The 21,074-nt window shown below is 70.8% G+C and carries 23 protein-coding genes and 1 pseudogene; 12 read left to right on the forward strand and 12 right to left on the reverse strand.

The window, feature by feature from the left end; all coding sequences use genetic code 11:
* Positions 1-15 precede the first annotated feature (15 nt).
* Complete coding sequence (locus OHT77_RS28690; RefSeq protein WP_328831307.1) at positions 16-1,053, reverse strand: NAD-dependent epimerase/dehydratase family protein; 1,038 nt, start codon at positions 1,051-1,053, stop codon at positions 16-18.
* 52 nt (positions 1,054-1,105) lie between these two features.
* The gene (locus tag OHT77_RS28695) at positions 1,106-2,410 is read right to left on the reverse strand and encodes an MFS transporter (protein ID WP_328831308.1); all 1,305 of its coding nucleotides are present in this window, start codon (positions 2,408-2,410) and stop codon (positions 1,106-1,108) included.
* A gap of 55 nt (positions 2,411-2,465) precedes the next feature.
* On the opposite strand from OHT77_RS28695, the gene OHT77_RS28700 reads away from it, so the two are divergent.
* A complete protein-coding gene (locus OHT77_RS28700) occupies positions 2,466-3,248 on the forward strand; it encodes a helix-turn-helix transcriptional regulator (RefSeq protein ID WP_328831309.1) in 783 nt (260 codons plus the stop codon).
* A 42-nt stretch (positions 3,249-3,290) separates the two neighbouring features.
* Here OHT77_RS28700 and OHT77_RS28705 read toward each other — a convergent pair whose 3' ends face one another.
* Positions 3,291-4,337 (reverse strand): LacI family DNA-binding transcriptional regulator, encoded by a 1,047-nt coding sequence (locus OHT77_RS28705; protein WP_266768883.1) that lies wholly within the window; start codon positions 4,335-4,337, stop codon positions 3,291-3,293.
* Positions 4,338-4,584: 247 nt separating this feature from the next.
* On the opposite strand from OHT77_RS28705, the gene OHT77_RS28710 reads away from it, so the two are divergent.
* The 4 genes from OHT77_RS28710 (at position 4,585) to OHT77_RS28725 (ending at position 8,349) form a co-directional block, all read left to right on the forward strand.
* Positions 4,585-5,742 carry a Gfo/Idh/MocA family protein gene (locus tag OHT77_RS28710; protein ID WP_328831311.1) on the forward strand — a complete coding sequence of 386 codons (1,158 nt, stop codon included), beginning with the start codon at positions 4,585-4,587 and terminating at the stop codon, positions 5,740-5,742.
* A complete protein-coding gene (locus OHT77_RS28715) occupies positions 5,739-6,893 on the forward strand; it encodes a dihydrodipicolinate synthase family protein (RefSeq protein WP_328831312.1) in 1,155 nt (384 codons plus the stop codon). The genes OHT77_RS28710 and OHT77_RS28715 overlap by 4 nt, the downstream gene beginning before the upstream one ends.
* A gap of 35 nt (positions 6,894-6,928) precedes the next feature.
* Positions 6,929-7,729, forward strand: coding sequence for a sugar phosphate isomerase/epimerase family protein (locus tag OHT77_RS28720; RefSeq protein WP_401326888.1), 801 nt, complete (start codon positions 6,929-6,931; stop codon positions 7,727-7,729).
* A 266-nt stretch (positions 7,730-7,995) separates the two neighbouring features.
* On the forward strand, positions 7,996-8,349 hold the full coding sequence (locus tag OHT77_RS28725; protein WP_328831314.1) for a hypothetical protein: 354 nt from the start codon (positions 7,996-7,998) through the stop codon (positions 8,347-8,349).
* Positions 8,350-8,463: 114 nt separating this feature from the next.
* Here the strand turns inward: OHT77_RS28725 and OHT77_RS28730 are convergent, their stop codons facing one another.
* Positions 8,464-8,853 carry a DUF937 domain-containing protein gene (locus OHT77_RS28730; protein WP_328831315.1) on the reverse strand — a complete coding sequence of 130 codons (390 nt, stop codon included), beginning with the start codon at positions 8,851-8,853 and terminating at the stop codon, positions 8,464-8,466.
* 351 nt (positions 8,854-9,204) lie between these two features.
* Between OHT77_RS28730 and OHT77_RS28735 the strand changes: the two genes are divergently transcribed.
* The 3 genes from OHT77_RS28735 (at position 9,205) to OHT77_RS28745 (ending at position 11,836) form a co-directional block, all read left to right on the forward strand.
* Entirely contained in the window at positions 9,205-10,209 is a 1,005-nt protein-coding gene (locus tag OHT77_RS28735; RefSeq protein ID WP_328831316.1) for an ArsR/SmtB family transcription factor, read from the forward strand.
* A gap of 254 nt (positions 10,210-10,463) precedes the next feature.
* Positions 10,464-10,874: a hypothetical protein gene (locus OHT77_RS28740; RefSeq protein ID WP_328831317.1), complete on the forward strand. Its 411-nt coding sequence runs from the start codon at positions 10,464-10,466 to the stop codon at positions 10,872-10,874.
* A 77-nt stretch (positions 10,875-10,951) separates the two neighbouring features.
* A complete protein-coding gene (locus tag OHT77_RS28745; protein ID WP_328831319.1) occupies positions 10,952-11,836 on the forward strand; it encodes a hypothetical protein in 885 nt (294 codons plus the stop codon).
* Here OHT77_RS28745 and rbsD read toward each other — a convergent pair.
* From rbsD to OHT77_RS28785, 8 genes and pseudogenes are all read right to left on the reverse strand, one after another.
* Positions 11,833-12,225: a D-ribose pyranase gene (gene rbsD, locus OHT77_RS28750; RefSeq protein WP_266768873.1), complete on the reverse strand. Its 393-nt coding sequence runs from the start codon at positions 12,223-12,225 to the stop codon at positions 11,833-11,835. The genes OHT77_RS28745 and rbsD overlap by 4 nt on opposite strands.
* Entirely contained in the window at positions 12,222-13,124 is a 903-nt protein-coding gene (locus tag OHT77_RS28755; RefSeq protein ID WP_328831320.1) for a ribokinase, read from the reverse strand. The genes rbsD and OHT77_RS28755 overlap by 4 nt, the downstream gene beginning before the upstream one ends.
* 88 nt (positions 13,125-13,212) lie before the next feature.
* On the reverse strand, positions 13,213-15,159 hold the full coding sequence (locus OHT77_RS28760; protein WP_328831321.1) for an ABC transporter permease/substrate-binding protein: 1,947 nt from the start codon (positions 15,157-15,159) through the stop codon (positions 13,213-13,215).
* Positions 15,149-16,687 carry a sugar ABC transporter ATP-binding protein gene (locus tag OHT77_RS28765; RefSeq protein WP_328831322.1) on the reverse strand — a complete coding sequence of 513 codons (1,539 nt, stop codon included), beginning with the start codon at positions 16,685-16,687 and terminating at the stop codon, positions 15,149-15,151. Before OHT77_RS28765 ends, OHT77_RS28760 begins: the two co-directional genes overlap by 11 nt.
* Entirely contained in the window at positions 16,684-17,721 is a 1,038-nt protein-coding gene (locus OHT77_RS28770; RefSeq protein ID WP_328831323.1) for a LacI family DNA-binding transcriptional regulator, read from the reverse strand. Before OHT77_RS28770 ends, OHT77_RS28765 begins: the two co-directional genes overlap by 4 nt.
* 133 nt (positions 17,722-17,854) lie before the next feature.
* A pseudogene (locus OHT77_RS28775) lies at positions 17,855-18,703 on the reverse strand (helix-turn-helix domain-containing protein).
* Positions 18,704-18,718: 15 nt separating this feature from the next.
* The gene (locus OHT77_RS28780; RefSeq protein WP_328831324.1) at positions 18,719-19,234 is read right to left on the reverse strand and encodes a DUF6879 family protein; all 516 of its coding nucleotides are present in this window, start codon (positions 19,232-19,234) and stop codon (positions 18,719-18,721) included.
* Complete coding sequence (locus OHT77_RS28785; RefSeq protein WP_328831325.1) at positions 19,206-19,469, reverse strand: hypothetical protein; 264 nt, start codon at positions 19,467-19,469, stop codon at positions 19,206-19,208. The genes OHT77_RS28780 and OHT77_RS28785 overlap by 29 nt, the downstream gene beginning before the upstream one ends.
* A gap of 173 nt (positions 19,470-19,642) precedes the next feature.
* Here OHT77_RS28785 and OHT77_RS28790 point away from each other — a divergent pair, with 173 nt between their 5' ends.
* The 4 genes from OHT77_RS28790 to OHT77_RS28805 all read left to right on the forward strand — a co-directional run bounded on the left by OHT77_RS28790 (position 19,643) and on the right by OHT77_RS28805 (position 20,905).
* A complete protein-coding gene (locus OHT77_RS28790) occupies positions 19,643-19,831 on the forward strand; it encodes a hypothetical protein (RefSeq protein ID WP_328831326.1) in 189 nt (62 codons plus the stop codon).
* Complete coding sequence (locus tag OHT77_RS28795; protein WP_328831327.1) at positions 19,828-20,028, forward strand: hypothetical protein; 201 nt, start codon at positions 19,828-19,830, stop codon at positions 20,026-20,028. Before OHT77_RS28790 ends, OHT77_RS28795 begins: the two co-directional genes overlap by 4 nt.
* Positions 20,029-20,118: 90 nt before the next feature.
* Positions 20,119-20,343 carry a DUF397 domain-containing protein gene (locus OHT77_RS28800; RefSeq protein WP_328831328.1) on the forward strand — a complete coding sequence of 75 codons (225 nt, stop codon included), beginning with the start codon at positions 20,119-20,121 and terminating at the stop codon, positions 20,341-20,343.
* An 85-nt stretch (positions 20,344-20,428) separates the two neighbouring features.
* Positions 20,429-20,905 carry a hypothetical protein gene (locus OHT77_RS28805; protein ID WP_328831329.1) on the forward strand — a complete coding sequence of 159 codons (477 nt, stop codon included), beginning with the start codon at positions 20,429-20,431 and terminating at the stop codon, positions 20,903-20,905.
* Positions 20,906-21,074 lie beyond the last annotated feature (169 nt).

The raw sequence follows: 21,074 nt of genomic DNA on the forward strand, positions 1-21,074 counted from the left end.
GCCCGCCCCTCCCCGTCATCGCCCGAGCCGCCCGACCCGCTTCGCGAGATACGCGTCCTCGGCCGCGTAGTCGAAGTACTCCGCGAAGTAGTCGGCGTCGGCGGGGGGTTGGCCGTCGCGTGCCGCGTCCACCAGCCAGTCCAGGGCGGGCGCGATCGTGGCCGCGTAGGTACCGGCCGCCTGGTAGCCGAGTGCCGTGGCGGCGGAGGTGTCGAGGACGATCGGATGCGGGGAGTCCCAGGGCGTACGGCCGAGCCCGGCAGGCGCGGTGTCGTCCAGCAGGACCTCCTCCCACTCGTGGCCCAGGTGCCCGGCGATGGTCCGGCAGATCTCCAGCGCGCTGGGCGCGTCCGGATCGGCGGAGTTGAGGACGCGGGTGCCGGGCCGGTGGGCGACGGTCTCGATGAGCGCGGCGAGATTCGCGGCGGCGGTGGTGTGGACGCCCCCGACCCCCCGCCGGGCCAGGAGCAAGGCCGTACGCCCGTCCAACACCCGCTTCACGACGGCCCATTCACGCGCCGGGGACGCCCCGACCCCGTGGATCTGCGACGCCCGCACGACGCTGACGGGCAACCCGCTCTCCAACACGACCTGTTCGGCGGCGACTTTGTTGGCGCCGTATCCCTCGCGCGAGCGGTAGTCGATGTCGGTCGTCGGCGCGAGGGTCGGTTGGTCCTCGGTGATCGGCGCGGCGAAGTGCGGCGGCACATCCGAGTTGACGTGGTTGCCCTCCGCGTCGGCATACACGGCGCGACTCGAAATCACCACGGTGGAACCGGAGTTCGCGGCGAGCGGCAGCAACGACCGGGCGTCGGCGGCGGTGAAGCAGAGACAGTCGACGAGCAGATCGGCACCGGCGCCGAGTGCGGCCTGCAGCTGCCCCTGGTCGGCCCGGTCCGCCGCGATGAACTGAGCACCGGCGGCGGCGAGTTCGGGCGGCATCCGCGCCGAGTCCCGCCCGACGACATCGACCTGCCACCCGCTCCCCAGCAACCGCAGCGCGGTCGCCCGTCCGACGAGTCCGGTTCCGCCGAGGATGAGGGCACGAGGCATGGAGGGATCGTAGGACAGGACCGGGCAGGGGAGTTGGTGCGGCTCCGGGGCTCTACGGCTGTGAGGGCGCCGGCAGCGCGGCGGGGACGTCGTAGTGCCAGAACGGGCGGACCAGCAGTGCGCCCGCGATGACGACGACCACGCACAGCAGCGAGCTGCCCGTCCAGGCGAGGCCGAGGCCGGTGGTGGAGGCCATGGCGCCGGCGCGGAGGTCGCCGAGGCGGGGGCCGCCCGCGACGACGACGGTGAAGACGCCCTGGAGTCGGCCGCGCAGGGCGTCGGGGGCGTAGGTCTGGAGGATGGTCTGCCGGTAGACGGCGCTGACCAGGTCGGCCGCTCCGGCTGCCGCCAACAGGGCTGCGGCGGCGAAGAGTTGGTGGACCGTGCCCGCGAGGGCGACCGCCGTGGCCCAGGCGACGACGGCGATGGCGAGTGCCCGGCCCTGGCGGCGTACGCGTCCGATCCAGCCGCTGAACAGGCCCGCCGCGACCGAGCCGATCGCGATGGCCGAGTACAGCAGCCCGACCCCGCCGCCGAAGCGTGTCTGCGCAGCCTGCGGGAACAGCGCGGTCGGCATGGCCAGGGTCATGGCCGCGATGTCGACCGCGAAGGACATCCAGAGCACCGGGGCGGCGCCGATGAACCGCAGCCCGTCGAGCACCGAGCGGAGCCCGCCCGTGGTGGCGGTTCCCTCGCCGGTGGGCTTGACCGAGGGGAGGCGCAGGGCGGAGCAGAGGAGGAGGGAGAACAGCAGGGCGTCGGCGCCGTAGGCCCAGCTGTAGCCGTTCGGGAGGGAGATCAGGACGCCCGCGATCAGCGGTCCCGCGACCTGTCCGACGTTGCCGGCGGTGAAGTACAGGGTGTTCGCGGCGGGCACGAGCGGGGTCGGCACGATACGGGGGATGATCGCGCCCCGGGCCGCGGACGACACGGCGAAGGCGCCGGCCTGCACGGCGACGAGGCCGAGCACGAGCGGGACCGAACGCACGTCGGCGACCGCCTGGAACAGCAGGGCGAGCGTGACGACCCAGGTCAGCGAGGCCGAGGCGAGGTAGAGCGTGCGGCGGTCGAAGCGGTCGGCGACGGCACCGCCGTACAGCCCGAAGACCACGAGCGGTACGAGGCCGGCGACGCCCGTCAGCCCCACGAACAGTGACGACCGGGACAGCCCGTACACCTGCACCGGGATGGTGACGTCGGTGACCATCGTCCCGACGTAGGCCGCGCTCTGGCCGATCAACAGGCGCCGGAACACGGGGTGTTGGAGCGGGCGGGTGTCGAGCGCGACACCACGCATCCTGTCGGTGAGGCGGGTCTTCGGTGCGGGTGGGGAGGGGGCGGGGGATGTCGGCGGCATGGTTCTCACGCTGGCAGGGCGGCCGGGTGGGGCGCTTCCGTTATTCTGCCGAGGTATGTCGGAAAACGGTCAGGCGGAAGCGGGAGCGGAAGCGGTGGACGGGGTGGCGGCCGAGCCCCGGGACACCACGCACGCGCACCTCGCGGGTGATGTCATCGGCCGTCATCAGCACGGCTACCACCAGCTGCTCTACGTCAGTGCCGGTGTGCTGGCGGTGCAGACGGGCGAGGCGTCCTGGGTGGCGTCCAGTGCGCGTGCCATCTGGCTGCCGGCGGGCATCTGGCACCAGCACCGGGTGCACGGGCACAGTTCCGTCCACACCATCGGCTTCGCCGCCCACGATGTGCTGCTGGACTCCGTGACGCCGGTCGTCGTGGCCGTGGACGCGCTCGTACGCGAACTGATCATCGCGTGCAGCGAACCGGACCTTCCGCCGCAGGAGTCACGCCGCCTGCGCGCGGTCCTGCGGGACCGGCTCCGGCGCGCCCTGGTGGAACCGCTGACGCTGCCCACCCCCACCAACCCCCTTCTCCAGCAGGCCTGTTCACTGGTCACGGACGACCTGCGACAACCCCGCACCGCCACCTGGCTGGCCCGCCGCATCGGCGTCAGCGAACGCACCCTGGCCCGGCTGTTTCGAACCGAGTTCGGCATGACGTATCCGCAATGGCGGACCACCGTACGGGTCTTCCACGCGATGGTCCTGCTGGCGGAAGGGGCGACGGTCAGCGAGACGGGACAGGGGTGCGGCTGGGCCACCACCAGCGCCTTCATCGACACGTTCAGCCGCACGATGGGCCAGACACCGGGCACGTACCGGATCGGGGCGGGCGGATAGGCGGGTGGCCCGCGGCCGCACTCGGACCCGGCTCAGGGACAGCTACTTCCGCGGTACCCCAGAAGATCCCCGGACCATCAACTCCCCCCGAACCGTGGCGATCCCGCCCGGCGGCGGCTCCTCCCGCCCCATGGCGATCCGCCCCGCCCGGGCCCCCGCCTCGGACAACGGCAACCGCACCGTCGTAAGCGAAGGCACCGCGTCCACGCTGAAGGGAAGATCGTCGAACCCGGCGACGGAGACGTCGTCCGGGATCCGGCGTCCCGATTCGCGCAGCGCCGCGCACGCCCCCATCGCGACGGAGTCGTTCGCCGCGACGACAGCTGTCAGGGACGGGTCCCGGCGCAGCAGCTCCAGCGTGGCCTCGTAACCCGACCGCCGGTCGTAGCGTCCGTGCACGGTCCAGCGCGGGTCCTCCGTGATCCCGTGCGTCGCCAGCGCCTCCCGGTGGCCCTCCAGCCGGTGCCGCGTGGTCGTCCGCTCCTCGGGACCCGCGATGTAGCCCAGCCGGCGGTGGCCGAGACCGATCAGGTGTTCCGTCAGTTCACGCCCGCCGCCACGGTTGTCGAAGGTCAGCGCGAACGCCCCCGTGTCCGGCGCCGGAGGGCGTCCGCACAGGACCACCCGCGTCCCGGCCTCGCCCAGTTTCCGCAGCTTCGCCGCGACGGCCGCCGCATGCGGCGCGTTCTCCATCGCGCCACCGGTGAGCACGACCGCCGCCGCCCGCTGTCGTTGGAGCAGCGTCAGATAGGTCAGCTCGCGTTCCGGAGAGCCGCCCGTGTTGCACACCACCGCCAGCCGTTCGCCCCCGGCACGACCTCCCGGCCCGCCGATCTCGGACTGGATCGCGCTCGCCATGATCCCGAAGAACGGGTCGGCGATGTCGTTGACCAGGATGCCGACCAGGTCGGACGTGGCCGCGGCGAGCGCGCTCGCGGGACCGTTCAGGACGTAGTCCAGCTCGTCGACCGCCCGCAGCACGCGCTCGCGCGTGGTGGCCGCGACCGGGTAGTTGCCGTTCAGTACGCGCGACACCGTCGCGGGGGAGACCTGGGCGCGGGCCGCCACGTCCGCCAGGGTCACCGTCATGTTGTTCGTCCTCCGGTCGCGCATCGTCGTACGCCGTTGTACACAGGCTGCTCAAAGGAAGCCCCCGTCCGAGCAGACCATAAGGCCACCTACCCCGGTCGTTCGCCCCCTCGAACAACTCGACCCCATCACGGTCTTGTACAGACCAGTGGGCAAAGGCTAGCTTCTGCATATGTAGAAAGCGCTTGCTGCAATCAGGACATGCGCTGGGACATGCGATGAGACGCATGCGGACGAAGGGGAACACGTGACACGCAAGACGGTGCGTATCGCCATGAACGGCGTGACCGGGCGCATGGGCTACCGACAGCACCTCGTCCGCTCGATCCTCGCACTGCGCGAGCAGGGTGGTCTAGACCTTGGCGACGGAACCGTGCTGTGGCCGGAGCCGATCCTCGTCGGCCGCCGCGAGCACGCGCTGAAGGCGCTTGCCGAGCAGCACGGCCTCGACCCGGCGAACGTCTCCACGGACGTCGACGCGGTCCTCGCCGACCCGACCGTCGAGATCTACTTCGACGCCCAGGTCACCTCGGCCCGCGAGGAGGCGCTCAAGAAGGCGATCGCCGCGGGCAAGCACATCTACACCGAGAAGCCGACCGCCACCGACTTCGACGGCGCCCTCGAACTGGCCCGCCTCGCCGACGCCGCCGGCATCAAGCACGGCGTCGTCCAGGACAAGCTGTTCCTCCCGGGCCTGCTGAAGCTGAAGCGGCTCATCGACGGCGGCTTCTTCGGCCGGATCCTGTCCATCCGGGGCGAGTTCGGCTACTGGGTCTTCGAGGGCGACTGGCAGACCGCCCAGCGCCCGTCGTGGAACTACCGCTCGGAGGACGGCGGCGGCATCGTCGTCGACATGTTCCCGCACTGGGAGTACGTCCTCCACGAGCTGTTCGGCCGCGTCACGTCCGTCCAGGCCATCGCGACCACCCACATCCCGCAGCGCTGGGACGAGAACGGCAAGCCCTACGACGCCACCGCCGACGACGCCGCCTACGGCATCTTCGAGCTCGAAAGCGGAGCCATCGCCCAGATCAACTCCTCCTGGGCCGTGCGCGTCAACCGCGACGAACTCGTCGAGTTCCAGGTCGACGGGACCGAGGGCTCTGCTGTCGCCGGGTTGCGCAACTGCCGTGTCCAGCACCGGAGTTCCACCCCGAAGCCGGTCTGGAATCCCGACCTGCCCGCCACCGAGGTCTTCCGCGACCAGTGGCAGGAAGTCCCGGACAACACCGAGTTCGACAACGGCTTCAAGGCGCAGTGGGAGCTGTTCCTCCGCCATGTCTACGCCGACGCCCCCTACCACTGGGACCTCCTGGCCGGCGCCCGGGGTGTCCAACTTGCCGAGCTGGGCCTGAAGTCGTCCGCCGAGGGCCGCCGTTTCGACGTTCCGGAGATCACCCTGTGACCATCCAACTCCCGGACAGCAGCGGGGCCCTGAGGGCGTACGAGCCCCGGCAGGAACCCCTCGCCGTCACCTCCGGCACCCCCTTCACCTCCCGTACGGTGTTCTCGGCGGCCCACGTCGTCGCCGACCCCTTCGCCGACACGAGCCCCGACTCGGCCGCCGCCGTCGACTGGGACGCCACCCTCGCCTTCCGCCGCCACCTGTGGTCGCACGGCCTCGGTGTCGCCGAGGCGATGGACACCGCCCAGCGCGGCATGGGCCTGGACTGGGCGGGCGCCGCCGAGCTGATCCGCCGAAGTGCCGCCGAGGCCAGGGCCGTCGGCGGCCGCATCGCCTGCGGTGTCGGCACCGACCAGCTCACGGGCCCGGCGTCCCTGGCCGACGTACAGGCCGCCTACGAGGAGCAGTTGGCGCTCGTCGAGGCGTCGGGAGCGCAGGCCATCCTGATGGCGTCCCGCGCGCTCGCGGCCGTGGCGAAGGGGCCCGAGGACTACCTCGAGGTCTACGGCCATCTCCTGCGCCAGGCGTCCGAGCCCGTCGTCCTGCACTGGCTGGGCCCCATGTTCGACCCGGCACTCGAGGGGTACTGGGGTTCGTCCGACCTCGACGCGGCCACCGGCACGTTCCTCGACGTCATCGCCGCGCACCCCGACAAGGTCGACGGCATCAAGGTGTCGCTCCTGGAGGCTCAGCGGGAGATCGACATCCGGCGCCGGCTGCCGCAGGGCGTGCGCTGCTACACCGGCGACGACTTCAACTACCCCGAGCTGATCGCGGGCGACGAGCAGGGCTTCAGTCACGCGCTGCTCGGCATCTTCGACCCGCTCGGCCCGCTGGCGGCGGAGGCGGTCCGCGTCCTGGACACCGGGAACACGGCCGGTTTCCGCGAACTCCTCGATCCGACGGTCGAGTTGTCCCGCCATCTCTTCCAGAAGCCGACCCGCTTCTACAAGACGGGCGTGGTGTTCCTGGCCTGGCTCGCGGGCCACCAGACGCACTTCACCATGGTCGGCGGACTCCAGTCGGCCCGCTCCCTCCCGCACTTCGCCCGCGCCTACCAACTCGCCGACGGACTGGGCCTGTTCCCCGACCCGAAGCTCGCCGAGGAGCGGATGAAGAACCTGCTCGCCCTGTACGGAGTGACCCAGTGAGCAATACCGACCTGTCCCGCTTCTCCATCAACCAGATGACGGTCAAGCAGCTCGGCCTGCCCGAACTGGTCGACGCCTGCCTGGAGTTGGGCGTCCCCGCCGTCGGACTGTGGCGCGAGCCCGTCCAGTCGTACGGCGTGGAGGCGGCCGCGAAGCTGGTCCGTGACGCGGGGCTCACGGTGACAACGTTGTGCAGGGGCGGCTTCCTCACCGCGCTCGACCCGGCCGAGCGCGCCCGCGCCCTCGACGACAACCGCCGCGCCGTCGACGAGGCCGCCACCCTCGGCACCGACACCCTGGTGCTCGTGTCCGGCGGTCTCCCCGCCGGATCCAAGGACCTGCACGGCGCGCGGGAGCGGATCGCCGACGCGCTGGGCGAGCTGGGGCCCTACGCCGAGGAGCGGGGCGTACGGCTGGCCATCGAGCCGCTGCACCCGATGTACGCCTCCGACCGCTGCGTGGTCTCGACGCTCACCCAGGCCCTCGACCTCGCCGAGCGGTTCCCCGCGCGGCAGGTCGGGGTCACGGTCGACACGTACCACATCTGGTGGGACGACCGGGCGCCCGAGCAGATCGCCCGGGCGGGTGCGGGCGGCCGTATCCACACCTTCCAACTCGCCGACTGGACCACCCCGTTGCCCGAGGGCGTGCTGAACGGCCGCGGGCAGATCGGGGACGGCGCGATCGACATGCGGGAGTGGCTGTCGTACGTCGAGGCCGCCGGCTACACCGGGTCCATCGAGGTCGAGCTGTTCAACGACGGCCTGTGGGCCCGGGACGGACGCGAGGTGCTGGCGGAGACGGCGGCGCGGTTCGCGGAGCATGTGCTCCGATAAATGTGAGAGTCACCTTCACACAGCTCCTTTTTATCAATGCAGTTCACGGCCCGTGCGGCGGGCGCAATTCCTGTGAATGACCTGTTGATTCGGCTTTTCCGGAGTCTTCCGGAACCGCATCTGCCCAGGTCGTGTCTATAGGATCGTGCTCGCCGCGGTGCCGGGACAAAGCCCGGAAGCGCGGCCTTCCGGGCTTTTTCTTGTATGAGAGAAGCCTGAGAGCTGCATAAGAGAAGTAATTCGAGAAAAACAGCAAGGAGTTAACTGTGAACGTGCGTATCGCCGCCGTCTCCGTGGCCTCCGCGGCGCTCGTCGCCGTCGGCGCCACCTCCGCCGTCGCCGCGCCCGCCCCGGCCGGCATCACCCTCAAGGCCGACCACGCCTCCGTGAAGCTCGGCGACGTGGTCACCTTCACCGGCAGGACCACCGGCCTGAAGGAAGGCAGCAAGGTCACGCTGCAGGTCAAGAGCGGTGCGACCTGGAAGTCGCTGCCGGTGACCGCCAAGGTGAACCACAGCGCCTACAAGCTGACCGACGCGTTCCAGAAGAAGGGCGTCCAGGTCCTGCGCGTCAAGGACGGCGCCGCCGTGTCCAAGGCGGTCCCGGTCACCGTCCGCTGACGGCGACCGCACCCCTGACACACCCCTGAGCCCTGCCCCACCCCGTTCGATCCGGGGTGGGGCAGGAGGTCAGGAGTATGCCGTACCGGCTGCCCGACACCCGTACCGCGCGGGCTACTTCTTCTTCGCCGCCCGCTTGGTGAGCACCGTCAGCACCACCGGGATCACCATCTCGACGACCCGGGCGACGGTCGCCGGCGGCAGCCCCGTCTTCTTGGCCACCGCGTTCGCCACCGGCCTGGACGCCTTGGCCAGCACCCCGGCCATGAGCCCGCCGGTCGCGAAACCGCCCAGCGTGGCCACGCCCTGCAGCGGGGCCTCCTGAGGCGTCGGTTCGGGCTCCACGGCCGCCGCCTCGCCGGACAGCGCCGACGCGGTCGTACCGACCACGTCCCGGGCGCCCGCCTCGTCCGTGCCCAGCAGCCCCGCGATCTCCCGCACCTTGTCGCCGCCCAGCTCGTCGAGGACGGCGCCCTGGAAGGTCGTAGCCGAGTCTTCGCTCATGTCTGAAACGCTACGTCCGCCCGGTTTGGTCGGCACCCGGAGCCCATCTTGAAAAATTCTCAAGATGTCGTACAACCCTCCCCGCAGTACGCGGGTCCTACTTGGCATCAGGACTCTTGGAGGGGGATCTGGGGGGATCACGAGGGGTCCTGATGCTGGAGGGGAAAACCCGAGGGGGCACGGTCGACGGACCGGGCCCCCTCGAATTTGTCCGGCCCCACCGCACCCCGCGCGCGGGGTGTGAGCCTGAAGTGACGCAACGGAGCGGCTGAATCCATAGGTTGCCCCCATGACGGTCGTCACCCACGCTCCATCCTGTGGCGAAGGACGACCGAGCCGGGGGCGAGCGCAGTGCTGCGGATCCACTTCACTCCCCAGGACCTGACACGCCTCCATCTCGCGAGCGGCCCCGACCCGCTCTGGGAGCTCGTCTGCACCCTGCACCGGCTGCAGACCACCCAGGGCCGCTGGGCCTACGCCGACTGGCATCAGGGAGCCCGGGCCACCCTCGTCGGCACCCCGCTCGGCGCGGCCGTACGCCGCCTGCTGGTCCCGCTGCTGCCCAGGGCGCGCTACCTGCCCGACTTCCTCACCCCCGCCGAGTCCGCCGACGGCCTGGACCGCGGGCTCGCCGCGGTCGTCGACACCCCGCCCGGCCGGGTCGCCCACGAGCTGAGCCTGCTGCGCGGTTCGAGCGGCGTCCCCGCCTGGGCCGCACGCCTGGTGGAACGTCCGGCGCGGGAGGAGCTGGCCAAGGTCCTGCGCGCCTACTACGACGCCGTCGTCGCCCCGCACCACGACCGCATCCACGCGGAACTCACCGGCGAACGCGCACTGCGCGCCCACGAGGTCCTCGCCACCGGCGTCGACGGACTGCTCTCCGGCCTCTCCCCGGCGATGCGCTGGTGCCCTCCGGTGCTGCACGTCGACAACGTCGAGGACCGGGACCTGCATCTCGACGGCCGCGGACTGCGCCTGGTCCCCACCTACTTCTGCTGGCAGTCGCCGGTCTCCATGGCCGACCCGCAGTTACGGCCCGTGCTGATCTACCCCCTCCGCTACAAGCGGCAGCCCGCCCCCGTGCGCCCCGCCGACGCCTCCCTCGCCGCGCTGCTGGGCCGGACCCGGGCGGCGGCGCTGCGCGGCATCGCGTCCGGCGCGACCACCTCCGAGCTGGCGCGCGGCCTGGGGGTCTCGCCCGCCACCGCGACCCACCACGCCACGGTCCTGCGCGACTCCGGCCTGACCACCAGTCATCGCGTCGGCAACACCGTGCTGCACACCCTCACCCCGCTCGGTGCGGCCCTGCTCCGCAGACCGGTACCCACGGCGCCCGTCTCACCCGGCACCCCGTAGTTCCGTATCCCGCGGTCGCTATCGCGTCACCCGGCCCCCTCGTGCGCCGGACCTCACCCGCCTCCTTCGTCCCGGCCGCCCCACCGATCCCGCACGCACCGGAGGAGCAACGGCCTCCGCCGCCCGGCCAGCGACTTTCGAGCCAGTTCGAAGGTGCTCGTGCGCGGCGGGCCCGCGCTGCCAACGTGTCCGGCGAAGCACCGGCGGAGCAACGGCCAGTCCCGCCGGTGACCACCGTCGAAGGGGGAAAACCCATGAAGAACGCCATCGCGGCCGGCGCACTCGCGCTCGTCGCCGCGGCCACCTGCGTGGTCCTCGCGCCCGCCGCGTCCGCCGCACCGGCCGCCTGTGTGACCAGCACGCTGACCACCGGAGGACACGAGGGCGTCGGCACGCAGGTCCGGAAGTCGTCGACCAGCAGCTGCAGCGACCTCAACCTCGTCTACACCGACGACAAGACGGTCTACGCCAACGACGGCTACGCCGGCCGTCTCTACCACACGTCCAGCAGCTCGTGGATCACCTGCACCGCGGGCTACATCTGGCTCACGGACGGCAGTTACCCCGTCGACAGCGAACTGCTGTGCACCGACGTCTCCGACAACACCCTGTTCACGGTGGCGAGCGCCGCGAACGGCGGCGACACCGTCAAGGTCGTCCACTGACCCCGGTCCCGTGTCCGCCGGGGGTGCCGTCCACGCCGGACGGTGCCCCCGGTCGGCGGGAGGAGAGGAGTGCCCGGATGATCCCGCGCCCGGTTCCGGTGCGCGCCGTCCTCGCGGCGGTCGTCGCCCTGCTCGTCACCGCGTGTTCCGCTCACGGCGCCCAGGTCGCCGACGTGGCCGACCCGCCCTCCGGCAGCCGGGCCGCACCCGTGACCCCGGCCCGCCTCGGCCGCACCCTGCCGGCCGACCCCGTCCGCATGGTCCTGCCGGCGACCGGGGCCGAGACCCGGTGGACCCAGGGCCTGTACGTGTTCGGCCGGCAGGTGGACCGCGCGGCCGCCGCCGACTGCGCCCGCCGGGGCGGATTCGCGCTGCCCGCCGAGATCCCCCTCGCGTTCATCCGCTTCTTCGCCCTCCCCGACCTGGACTTCATCGCCCGGCACGGCCTGAGCGCCAGCGCGGAGGTCCCCGCTCCCGCGACCGCCCCGTCCACGGCCCGTACCGGCACCGCGGCGGAGGTACGCCGCTGCCGGGCCGAGGGCGCGAAGGCCGCGGCCGCACTGAGCGGCATCTACCTGCCGGTGGAACAGCGCTGGTTCGGCGAACTCGGCTCCGTGGACGGCGATCCCGCCACGGTCCGGGCCACAAGAGGGCTGTCCGGCTGCCTGTCGGCGCACGGCGTCGAGGCCCGTGACGAGCAGGGGTTCATGGCCGTGGCCGACGCCCGCCAGCAGTCCGCCACGGCAGCCGAACTCCCCGTCGTGGAAGCCGAGTCGGGCCGCGTCTACGCCACCTGCATGCGCCCCGTCGAGGCCGTCCGGGCCCCCGCCCGCCTGCGGCTGCGCACGGGCTTCCTCACCGCCCACACCGCCGAGATCCGAACCCTCCGCACGAAACTCCTCCCGGCTCTGCGCGCCGCCGAGCACCGCTACGACGTGCCGTTGGTGTTCCCCGAGCCCTAGAAGAACACCCCGCACCGCAGCAGCACGTTCGCGTACGGCCGCGCCTCGCCCGTGCGGACGATCAGCCGGGCGTCCGCCGACAGCTCCTTGAGGCGCTCGTGCGGGACGAGGTCCAGGCCGTCGGGGAAGCGGGCGTCGAGCAGCGCCGTGGCCGCGCGGTTGGCACCGCGCACCTCGCTCGCCGCCGTGGCACCCTCCACGACCAGCTCGGCCAGCAGCCCGTCCAGCACCTCCGCGAACGACGGCACCCCGGCCCGGAACGCCAGGTCCACCACCCGGGGCCCCTTGGGGATCGGCATCCCGGCATCGCACACCAGCACCCCGTCCCCGTGCCCCAACTCGGCCAGCGCGCCGGAGAGATGACGGTTGAGAATCCCTGCCTTCTTCACAGTGCGGCGACCTCGTCCGCCGTGGGGAAGGAGTCCTGCGCACCCTTACGGGTCACCGCGACCGCGCCGACCCGGGCCGCGTACTCCGCCGCCTCGGCCAACGACAGCCCCGCGCCCAGCTTCCAGGCCAGCGCCGCGGTGAACGCGTCGCCCGCGCCCGTGGTGTCCACGGCGTCCACCTTCACGGACGGCACCCGGGTCACCCCGTCCTTGGTGGCCACCAGCGCGCCCTCCGCGCCGAGCGTCACGACCACCGAACGCGGCCCCTTCGCCAGCAGGACCCGCGCCCAGTCCTCGGGCCGCTCGCCCGCGCGCGCGTCCCCGAGGATCACCTTCGCCTCGTGCTCGTTGACGATCAACGGGTCGCAGGCGGCCAGGACTTCGGACGGCAGCGGCCGGGGCGGCGACGGGTTCAGCACGAACCGGCTGCCCTCCGCGAGATTCCGTACGACCTCCACGACCGTCTCCAGCGGGATCTCCAGCTGTACGGAGACCACCCGGGCGGCCTGGAAGAGGCACCCGGCGGCCTGGACGTCCACCGGGAACAGCTTTCCGTTGGCGCCGGGCGACACCACGATGCTGTTGTCGCCCGACGGGTCCACGGTGATCAGCGCGACCCCGGTCGGCGCGCCGCTGACCAGCACGCCCACCGTGTCGACACCGGCCGCCCGCTGCGAGTCGAGCAGCAGCCGGCCGTGCGCGTCGTCGCCGACCCGGGCCAGCAGGACCGTACGGGCTCCCAGCCGGGCGGCGGCGACCGCCTGGTTGGCACCCTTGCCGCCCGGGTGGACGGCCAGGTCGGAACCGAGGACCGTCTCGCCGGCGCCCGGCCGCCGCTCGACGCCGATCACGAGATCGGCGTTGGCCGATCCCACGACCAGGAGGTCGTAGTCGTACATCAATTGACTCCCCACAGTGGTGACTTGGAGTGGTGCCTCGGAGCGCCGATCCGGCCCGTGTCAGCCGGCCCGTGTCCGCCGGTCGATGTCAGCCGGTGAACCCGGCCACGTTGTCCTTGGTGACGACCTTGACCGGCACCTTCACCGTCGTCTCCACCTTCTTGCCCTGGGCGGCGCGCAGCGCGTTGTCCACGGCGATCTTGCCCAACTGGCTGGGCTGTTGGGCCACGGACGCGTACAGAGTGCCCTTCTTGACGGCGGTCAGACCGTCCGGGGTGCCGTCGAAGCCGACCACCGAGACCGACTTTCCGGCCTTGGAGCCGAGCGCCTTGATCGCGCCGAGCGCCATCTCGTCGTTCGCGGCGATGACGCCCTGGACGTCGGGGTGCGCCTGGAGCAGGTTCGACATCACGTCGAGGCCCTTGGTGCGGTCGAAGTCGGCCGGCTGCTGGGCGAGGACCTTGATGCCGGGGTAGGCCTTGAGCCCCTTCGCGAAGCCCTCCGCGCGCTCACGCGCCGCCGACGTGCCCGCCTGGCCCTGGAGGATGACGATCTTGCCGGTGCCGCCGAGCTTCTCGGCGACGGTCTTGGCGGCGAGTTCACCGCCCGCGATGTTGTCGGAGGCGACGAGGGTGTCCACGGCCGCCTTGTTGACGCCGCGGTCGACGGCGATGACCGGGATCTTCGCCTTGTCCGCGGCCTTCACGGAGTTGCTCGCCGCGTCCGAGTCCACCGGGTTGACGATGATCGCGCCGTAGTTCGAACTGGTGAAGTTCTGCAGCTGGTTGGCCTGCTGCGAGGCGTCGTTCTGCGCGTCCGTGACGGTGAGGTCCAGGCCCAGCTTCTTCGCCTCGGCCTGCGCACCCGACCGGATCTGCACGAAGAACGGGTTGTTGAGCGTGGAGAGCGACAGACCGAGCTTGGGCTTCGTGGACGTGGAGGAGTCGTTGTGCAGGAAGGAGGTCGCGCCCACGATCGCGACCGTGACGACGGCCGCGAGCGCGTACGTCGTCGCCTGCTTGCCCCTGCCGCCACCGCCCGCGCCGGAGACGGGAGTCGCGCCCGCCTTGCGCCGCACGGTGTCGAGCAGGACCGCGAGCGCGATCACGACACCGATGACGACCTGCTGCCAGAAGGCCGACACGGAAAGGAGGTTGAGGCCGTTGCGCAGCACCGCGAGGATCAGCGCGCCGATGAGGGTGCCGGACGCCTTGCCGGTGCCGCCCGCGAGGGAGGCGCCGCCGATGACGACCGCGGCGATCGCGTCCAGCTCGTAACCGTCGGCGGCCTGCGGCTGCGCGGAGGAGAGCCGGGAGGCGAGGACGATGCCCGCGGCGGCGGCGAAGACACCGGACAGGGCGTAGATCGCGAGCTTCTGCTTGGAGACCCGCAGACCGGACAGCCGTGCGGCCTCTTCGTTGCCACCGATGGCGTACATCGAACGGCCGATGTACGTACGGCCGAGGACGAAGGCCGCGACGAGACCCATCGCGATCATCACCAGGACCGGCACCGGCAGCCAGCCGCCGAGGGTGTCGCCGAGGTGCGAGACCGAGTCGGGGAAGGCGATCGGCGAGCCCTGCGAGATCACCAGGGAAAGCCCGCGCGCCACTGACAGCATCGCCAACGTCGCGATGAACGGAGGGAGTTTGCCGTAGGCGATGAGGAAGCCGTTGACGAGACCGGCCGCGATGCCGGTGGCGATCGCGAGGATCACGGCGAGGACGACCGGGACACCGTGCTGCGTGGCGCTCCACGCGAGGACGGTGGCGGACAGGGCGGCCACCGAACCGACCGACAGGTCGATGCCCGCCGAGACGATCACGAAGGTGACGCCGAAGGCGAGGATGGCGGTCACGGCCGCCTGGACGCCGACGTTGAGGAGGTTGTCGGTGGTCAGAAAGTCGCCGGACAGCGCCGACATGGCGATGACCAGGACGATGAGGGCGGTCAACGCCCCGTTGTCCAGGAGCAGTCGGCGGATTCCCGAGGCGCCGCTCGCGCCCGTCGTGCTCTTGAGCGTGTCAGTGGCCACGGTGGCCCTCCACAGCGGTAGTCGCGTCGGTTGATGTGCCGGGTGTGCTGACGGCGAGCGCCATCACGGAGTCCTGCGTGGCCTGTTCGGCGGACAGTTCGCCCGCGATGCGCCCCTGGGCCATGACCAGCACCCGGTCGCTCATGCCGAGGACTTCGGGCAGATCGCTGGAGATCATGAGGACGGCGGCACCGGCGGCCGTGAGTTCGTTGATGAGCTGGTAGATCTCGACCTTGGCGCCGACGTCGATGCCACGGGTCGGCTCGTCGAGGATCAGCACCTTGGTGTCGGCGAGCAGCCACTTGCCGATGACGACCTTCTGCTGGTTGCCGCCGGACAACGTCCGTACCTGCTGGCCGAGTCCGGCCATCCGTACGCCCAGCTGCTCCGCGATCCGCGCGGCGGCCACGCGCTGCCCCTTGAGATCGACGAGCCCGCCGTGGGTCGCGGCCCGCATGGTGACGAGCCCGAGGTTCTCCTCCACGGACTGGTCGAGGACGAGCCCCTGTCCCTTGCGGTCCTCGGGCACGAGCCCGATCCCGGCGGTCATGGCCGCGTTGACGTCGTGCTTGGGGATGCGGTCACCGGAGACGGTGACAGCTCCCTGGTCGTACGGGTCGGCCCCGAAGACAGCCCGTACGACTTCGGTACGACCCGCCCCGACGAGCCCGGCGATGCCGACGACCTCGCCGGCCCGCACCTCGAAGCTGATGTCGTGGAAGACACCGTCCCGGGTGAGCCCCTCGACGGAGAGCAACGCGGCGCCGGTGTCGGCCCGTTCACGCGGATACTGCTGCTCGATGGAGCGCCCGACCATGAGCCGTACGAGCTCGTCCTCGGGCGTGGAGGCAGGCACCTGCCCCACACTCTTGCCGTCCCGGATGACCGTGACGCGGTCCCCGATGGCGGCGATCTCCTCCAGGTGGTGCGTGATGAAGACGATCCCCACGCCGTCCGACCGGAGTTGGCGCACGATGGAGAACAGCTTCTCGACCTCTTCCGAGGTGAGCACGGCGGTCGGTTCGTCCATGATCAGCACCCGGGTGTCGAGGCTGAGGGCCTTGGCGATCTCGACCATCTGGAGCCGGGCGATACCGAGTTCACGGACACGCGCGCGGGGAGACACGTTCACGCCGACCCGCTCCAGCAGCACGGCGGCATCGGCCTCCATCCGCTTCCGGTCGATCATCCCGAGCCGGCGCGGCTGCCGCCCCAGGAAGATGTTCTCGGCGACCGTCAGATCGGGAACGAGGTTGAACTCCTGGTAGATGGTGGCGATCCCGAGCCGCGCGGAGTCCTGCGCGTCGTGGATGCGCACCTCCTCGCCGCCGGCCAGGACACGGCCGCCGTCGGGACGGTAGGCGCCGGAGAGCATCTTGATGAGAGTGCTCTTGCCCGCGCCGTTCTCACCGAGCAGCACATGGACCTCGCCCCGGCGCAGATCGAAGTCGACGCCGTCCAGCGCGACCACACCGGGGAAGGTCTTGCGAATGCCTTCGATGCGCAGCAACTCGTCCTGGTTGCTCACGGCTGGCTCCTTCGAACAGGGGATGACGAGATTTGGGGCTCACCGGGTTCGCCGCACGAGCGGCGCACGACGAACCGGGCGGGAAGGGTGACGGACCGCGGCGCCCGCCCCTCGATCCGGTCGACCAGGGCGCGCACGGCGGCCCGCCCCAGCTCACCCGTGGGCTGGGAGATCGCGGTGATCGGCGGATCGGTGTGCACGAACCACCGGATGTCGTCGAACGCGGCCAGCGCGAGATCCTCCGGAACCCGCAGCCCACGCGCGCGTACGGCGTCCAGGGCACCCAGGGCCATCAGGTTGTCGGCGGCGAACACGACCTCGGGCGGCTCGGCCAGGTCGAGGAACCCCTCGGTCACCCGCCGCCCGCTCTCGGCCTGGAAGTCGCCCTGCCCGATGTAGGCGTCGGGGAGCGGGATCCCGTACTCGGCGAGCGCGTCCCGGAAGGCGGCGACGCGCTCACTGCCGGTGGTCGTGGCGGCGGGGCCGGCGATGATGGCGAGCCTGCGGTGCCCGAGCCCGTGCAGATGGGCGACGAGATCCCGGATGGCGGCCCGCCCGTCGGCCCGCACGACCGGCACGTCCACGCCCGGGATCCACCGGTCCACGAACACCATCGGGGTGCCCGCGCGGGCGGCGTCCAGCATGCCGGGGGAGCCGCCGTCGGTGGGGGAGACGAGCAGTCCGTCGATACGACGGTCCAGCAGCGTCCGCACGTGGTGGTCCTGCAGCTCCGGCCGCTCGTCGGCGTTGCCGATGATCACGCTGTACCCGAGCGCACGGGCCTCTTCCTCGACGGAACGGGCCAGCTCGGTGAAGTACGGGTTGAGCACGTCGCTGATGACCAGGCCGAGGGTGCGGGTCTGATCGGTCCGCAGCGAACGGGCGACGGCGTTCGGGCGATACCCCAGCGCCTCCACGGCGGCCAGCACGCGCGTACGTGCGTCGTCACTGACCGACGGATGATCATTCAGCACCCGCGACACCGTGGCCACGGAAACCCCGGCCCCGGCGGCGACGTCCTTGATGCTCGCCATCGCCGTTCCACCTCCTCGTGGAATCGATTACACGAAGGATTGGAATCGATTACACGGGTGTAAATCAAGACCCTGAGACCGGATCGTGATGAAGGGGGTTCGGGTGGGGGCGGGTGTTGGTCCCGAGGCCGACTCAGTCCGGCGAGGACAACGCCCCCGCTATCAGCGACCGAGCCGCGGCTCCCCTCACGGCCCCCTGCGAGAGCCGTTCGAAGGCCCGGGCGTACAGCTCGACCTGACTCGGCTGGGTGAGGGCCGAAGCGGCATCCAGGGTGTCCGCGTGCACCCTGGTGTCGTCGAAGACGGTGAAGGTCGGCATGGGCCACACGGTTCGCTGCGCCGAGAACGGGACGATGCCCAGGGCGACGTTCTGCAGGTCCATGACCGCGAGCAGGTGGCCGAGCTGCGCCGCCATGGTCTCGGCGCCGCAGAGCCGGTACCGCAACACCGACTCCTCCAGCACGAACGAGAACCGCCGGGAGGCGTTGCCCAGCACGGCGTTGCGCCTCATGCGGGCCGCCACCGCATCACTCACGTCGTCCGGGGTTCCCCGGAAGTCCGCGATGGACGACAGGAGGGCGGTGGCGTATCCGGGTGTCTGGAGAAAGCCGGGGACCACGTCGGACACGTAGACGCGGAACCACCTGGTCTGCCGTTACAGGTCGACCACGGAGTCCTGGAGGAGCCGGAGACCGCTGCGCTGGAGTCGCCTCCACTGCACATGGGCATCGGCGGACTGCCTGTTCGCCGCGATCAGGTCGGGTGCCTGGTCTTCGGCGGCGCAGGCCAGGCACCACGCCGTGATGTCCGCGTCGGAGGGAGGAGTCCTGGCGTTCTCGATGCGGGACGACTTCGACTCCGACCAGCCACACCTGACGGCCAGCTCCCGGCCGCTGATCCCTGCATCCCTCCGGATCTCACGCAGACGGCCGGCGAGGACTTCGCGTGCCTTCTGGACGCTCGAAGAGGGATGCGGGGACATGGAGTTGACTTTCCGTCAGATCTTGTACAGGTGATGCGGTACGGCGCGCTCCCAGACCGTCTCGAAGGCGGTCGAGCACAGTTTCACGGCCTCCGGGTCCGCCGTGAACTCATCCTCGGCCACCACCCCGTCACCGGAGAAGTGATGGACCCGGAGCAGTGCGCCGTCGAACAGCCAGAAGTCGTTTCCGGGAAGAGGGATGTTCGTGGCCCGGCGTCGCGGCAGCCACCGAACGTCCTCACCCGCCGTGAGGTTGGCCTGCGTGACGTAGTGCTCCCAGCGGATGTACTCCGACACGGGCTCGGAGACCACCCGTGCCCGACGGATCGTGATGCCGCGGGCCACCGCGTCCGTGATCGACTGATAGAAGGGGTGCCACCAGGCGTCACGGTCCGCCCAGTTGATCCGCTCACCGCGCTTCCACGCCTCGAACCGGTCCGTCGAGGCATAGGAGTCGCGTAGTTCCAGGTGGACGGCGGACCGCTCGCACCGGCCGAGCAGCTCAGTGAAGCCGGGCGCGTTCGACTGCATCACACGCCTCCCTGATCATCGGGATCATCCGGGCCGGAATCCTGACGATGGCCTCGCTGTCAGGCACCCGGCCCCGCGCCGGGCTGCTTGTCTCGCACTGAGCCCGGGTCTCGGTGCTCGGCTTCCACCCCTGCAACAAGATCTCCTGCGCTTCCGCGTCCGCCCACACCGTGGGGCAGTGGTCCAGGTCGGTTTCGGGGTCGATTCCAACGAACTCTACGGCCCTGGCCGGCATCCTAGGTTCGAGTACTTGCTGTGACTTGCAGCAGCATCGATGAACTGCGGATACAGCGTCAATGGCGTTATCAGCCAGGCGAATTGACGTGCAAGTCGATGCAAGTTCGTGGAGCGTCAGGCGACCCGGCTCCTAGCGTCCTTTCATCACGCGGATGAGCCGAGGAGGCAGCGATGGCCCAGAAGCCGCAGGCCTATCACCTGGCCGAACCATCGGCCGAGCCCTTCGCCGAGCCCGGCTGCCCGGACTGTCTCTCCCTTTCGGTCACCAGCGAGAACGCCCGCTCCAGAGGTGACTACAGCGCCGGGTCCGACGCGAACGTTGCACTGCGCCGGCACCGGGCGGAGGCACACGCGGCATGAGCACAGGAACGGGCTCCGGCTTCGCCATCGACCGCCCCCTGATGACGATGAGGATCTCCCGGGACTCCGGACGGTCCTGGGAACCCGAGCGAGCCGTGTTCGACGGGGACGTCGACCTGGCTCCCCTGGCCACCTCGGAATGGCCCCCTTGCCGGTGCCCGCGCTGCGCGGCACGTGGCAAGCGCTCCGATCGCTGAGGCGGTCTCCGTCTCCCATCAACTCCCGCTCGGGACAAAGGCGGCGGCGGTCACCCATGGCCGCGATCAGCGCAGCAGGAAGGTGCAGTCATGCAGAACGGAACTGACCTGTACGCACTCGACATCGACGGAGCCTCGTTCGTGAGGGCGTGCGGCGGCCCCTGTACGGAGGGGTGCGTGATCCTGGCCCGGATCGGCGAGGACGCGTGGGCCCTGGGCGACAGCAAGCGGCCGGGCACGGAGCCGTTGCGGTTCATCACGGAGGAGTTGGGCGCGGCCGGTATCGACCCGGCGCGGTTCGGCCTGAACGTCTGATCCGCCCCTCGATGTCGGCCGGGCAACCGGACCCATCCCTCGCCCTCGGCTGCCCGGCCGACACACCTCGAAACGGGACCAACTCGTGCACCACCACGCCTATGTGTGGACCGGCCCGAAGGCAAGCTTCGACAATGAGGCCCTACGGCGACCCCCGCACCCGGAGCCCCCTCCCGCCGGAAGCAAGCCGGAACTGATCCAGCGTTACCGCGAAGTGGCGGCGGAGTTCCCGACGGTGGATCTTCCCCCGCTGGAAACGGCGTACTGGCTCATCAAGCCCCGCTCGCTCGTGCGGGGTACTTGGGGCGAGGCGAAGGAGGCGGCGTCATGGCTCGGGGAGCAACTCGCCCTGTACGCGCCCCGGTTCACCTCCGAGGTGCAGCGCAACACCAGCCGCCCGGCCCCGCTGGCCCGCCTGGTGAAATACGCTGCCGAGCGGCTGGAGTCAGGGGCTGACGTCTCGCTCGGCTTCTACCTCGAACGCCCGTCGTACCTGTCCCTGGCAGTGGTGACCTGCTCCCCGAACCACTCGAAGCCCGAACTGCAATGCCCCATGCGGTAGTTCGCGCGGGCCGCCATCTCAGGCCGCGGCAAGCTCGCACCACACGAGCGCAGACTCGACCCACGCGACCCTCACGCTGCCCACCGAGGCCTCCCCACCTTCACCCACGCCCTGAAACCCCACCCCCACCCCTGACCCCACCCCCCTGTCACACCCACCCGCTACCGTC

This window comes from Streptomyces sp. NBC_00252, assembly GCF_036187565.1.
Taxonomy (GTDB): domain Bacteria; phylum Actinomycetota; class Actinomycetes; order Streptomycetales; family Streptomycetaceae; genus Streptomyces.

Coding starts and splice junctions, on each gene's coding strand:
- OHT77_RS28690 (WP_328831307.1), bottom strand. CDS start 1,053: ATGCCTCGTGCCCTCATCCTCGGCGGAACCGGACTCGTCGGACGGGCG.
- OHT77_RS28695 (WP_328831308.1), bottom strand. CDS start 2,410: ATGCCGCCGACATCCCCCGCCCCCTCCCCACCCGCACCGAAGACCCGC.
- OHT77_RS28700 (WP_328831309.1), top strand. CDS start 2,466: ATGTCGGAAAACGGTCAGGCGGAAGCGGGAGCGGAAGCGGTGGACGGG.
- OHT77_RS28705 (WP_266768883.1), bottom strand. CDS start 4,337: ATGACGGTGACCCTGGCGGACGTGGCGGCCCGCGCCCAGGTCTCCCCC.
- OHT77_RS28720 (WP_401326888.1), top strand. CDS start 6,929: ATGACGGTCAAGCAGCTCGGCCTGCCCGAACTGGTCGACGCCTGCCTG.
- OHT77_RS28730 (WP_328831315.1), bottom strand. CDS start 8,853: ATGAGCGAAGACTCGGCTACGACCTTCCAGGGCGCCGTCCTCGACGAG.
- OHT77_RS28740 (WP_328831317.1), top strand. CDS start 10,464: ATGAAGAACGCCATCGCGGCCGGCGCACTCGCGCTCGTCGCCGCGGCC.
- OHT77_RS28745 (WP_328831319.1), top strand. CDS start 10,952: ATGATCCCGCGCCCGGTTCCGGTGCGCGCCGTCCTCGCGGCGGTCGTC.
- OHT77_RS28755 (WP_328831320.1), bottom strand. CDS start 13,124: ATGTACGACTACGACCTCCTGGTCGTGGGATCGGCCAACGCCGATCTC.
- OHT77_RS28770 (WP_328831323.1), bottom strand. CDS start 17,721: ATGGCGAGCATCAAGGACGTCGCCGCCGGGGCCGGGGTTTCCGTGGCC.
- OHT77_RS28780 (WP_328831324.1), bottom strand. CDS start 19,234: ATGCAGTCGAACGCGCCCGGCTTCACTGAGCTGCTCGGCCGGTGCGAG.
- OHT77_RS28785 (WP_328831325.1), bottom strand. CDS start 19,469: ATGCCGGCCAGGGCCGTAGAGTTCGTTGGAATCGACCCCGAAACCGAC.
- OHT77_RS28790 (WP_328831326.1), top strand. CDS start 19,643: ATGGCCCAGAAGCCGCAGGCCTATCACCTGGCCGAACCATCGGCCGAG.
- OHT77_RS28795 (WP_328831327.1), top strand. CDS start 19,828: ATGAGCACAGGAACGGGCTCCGGCTTCGCCATCGACCGCCCCCTGATG.
- OHT77_RS28800 (WP_328831328.1), top strand. CDS start 20,119: ATGCAGAACGGAACTGACCTGTACGCACTCGACATCGACGGAGCCTCG.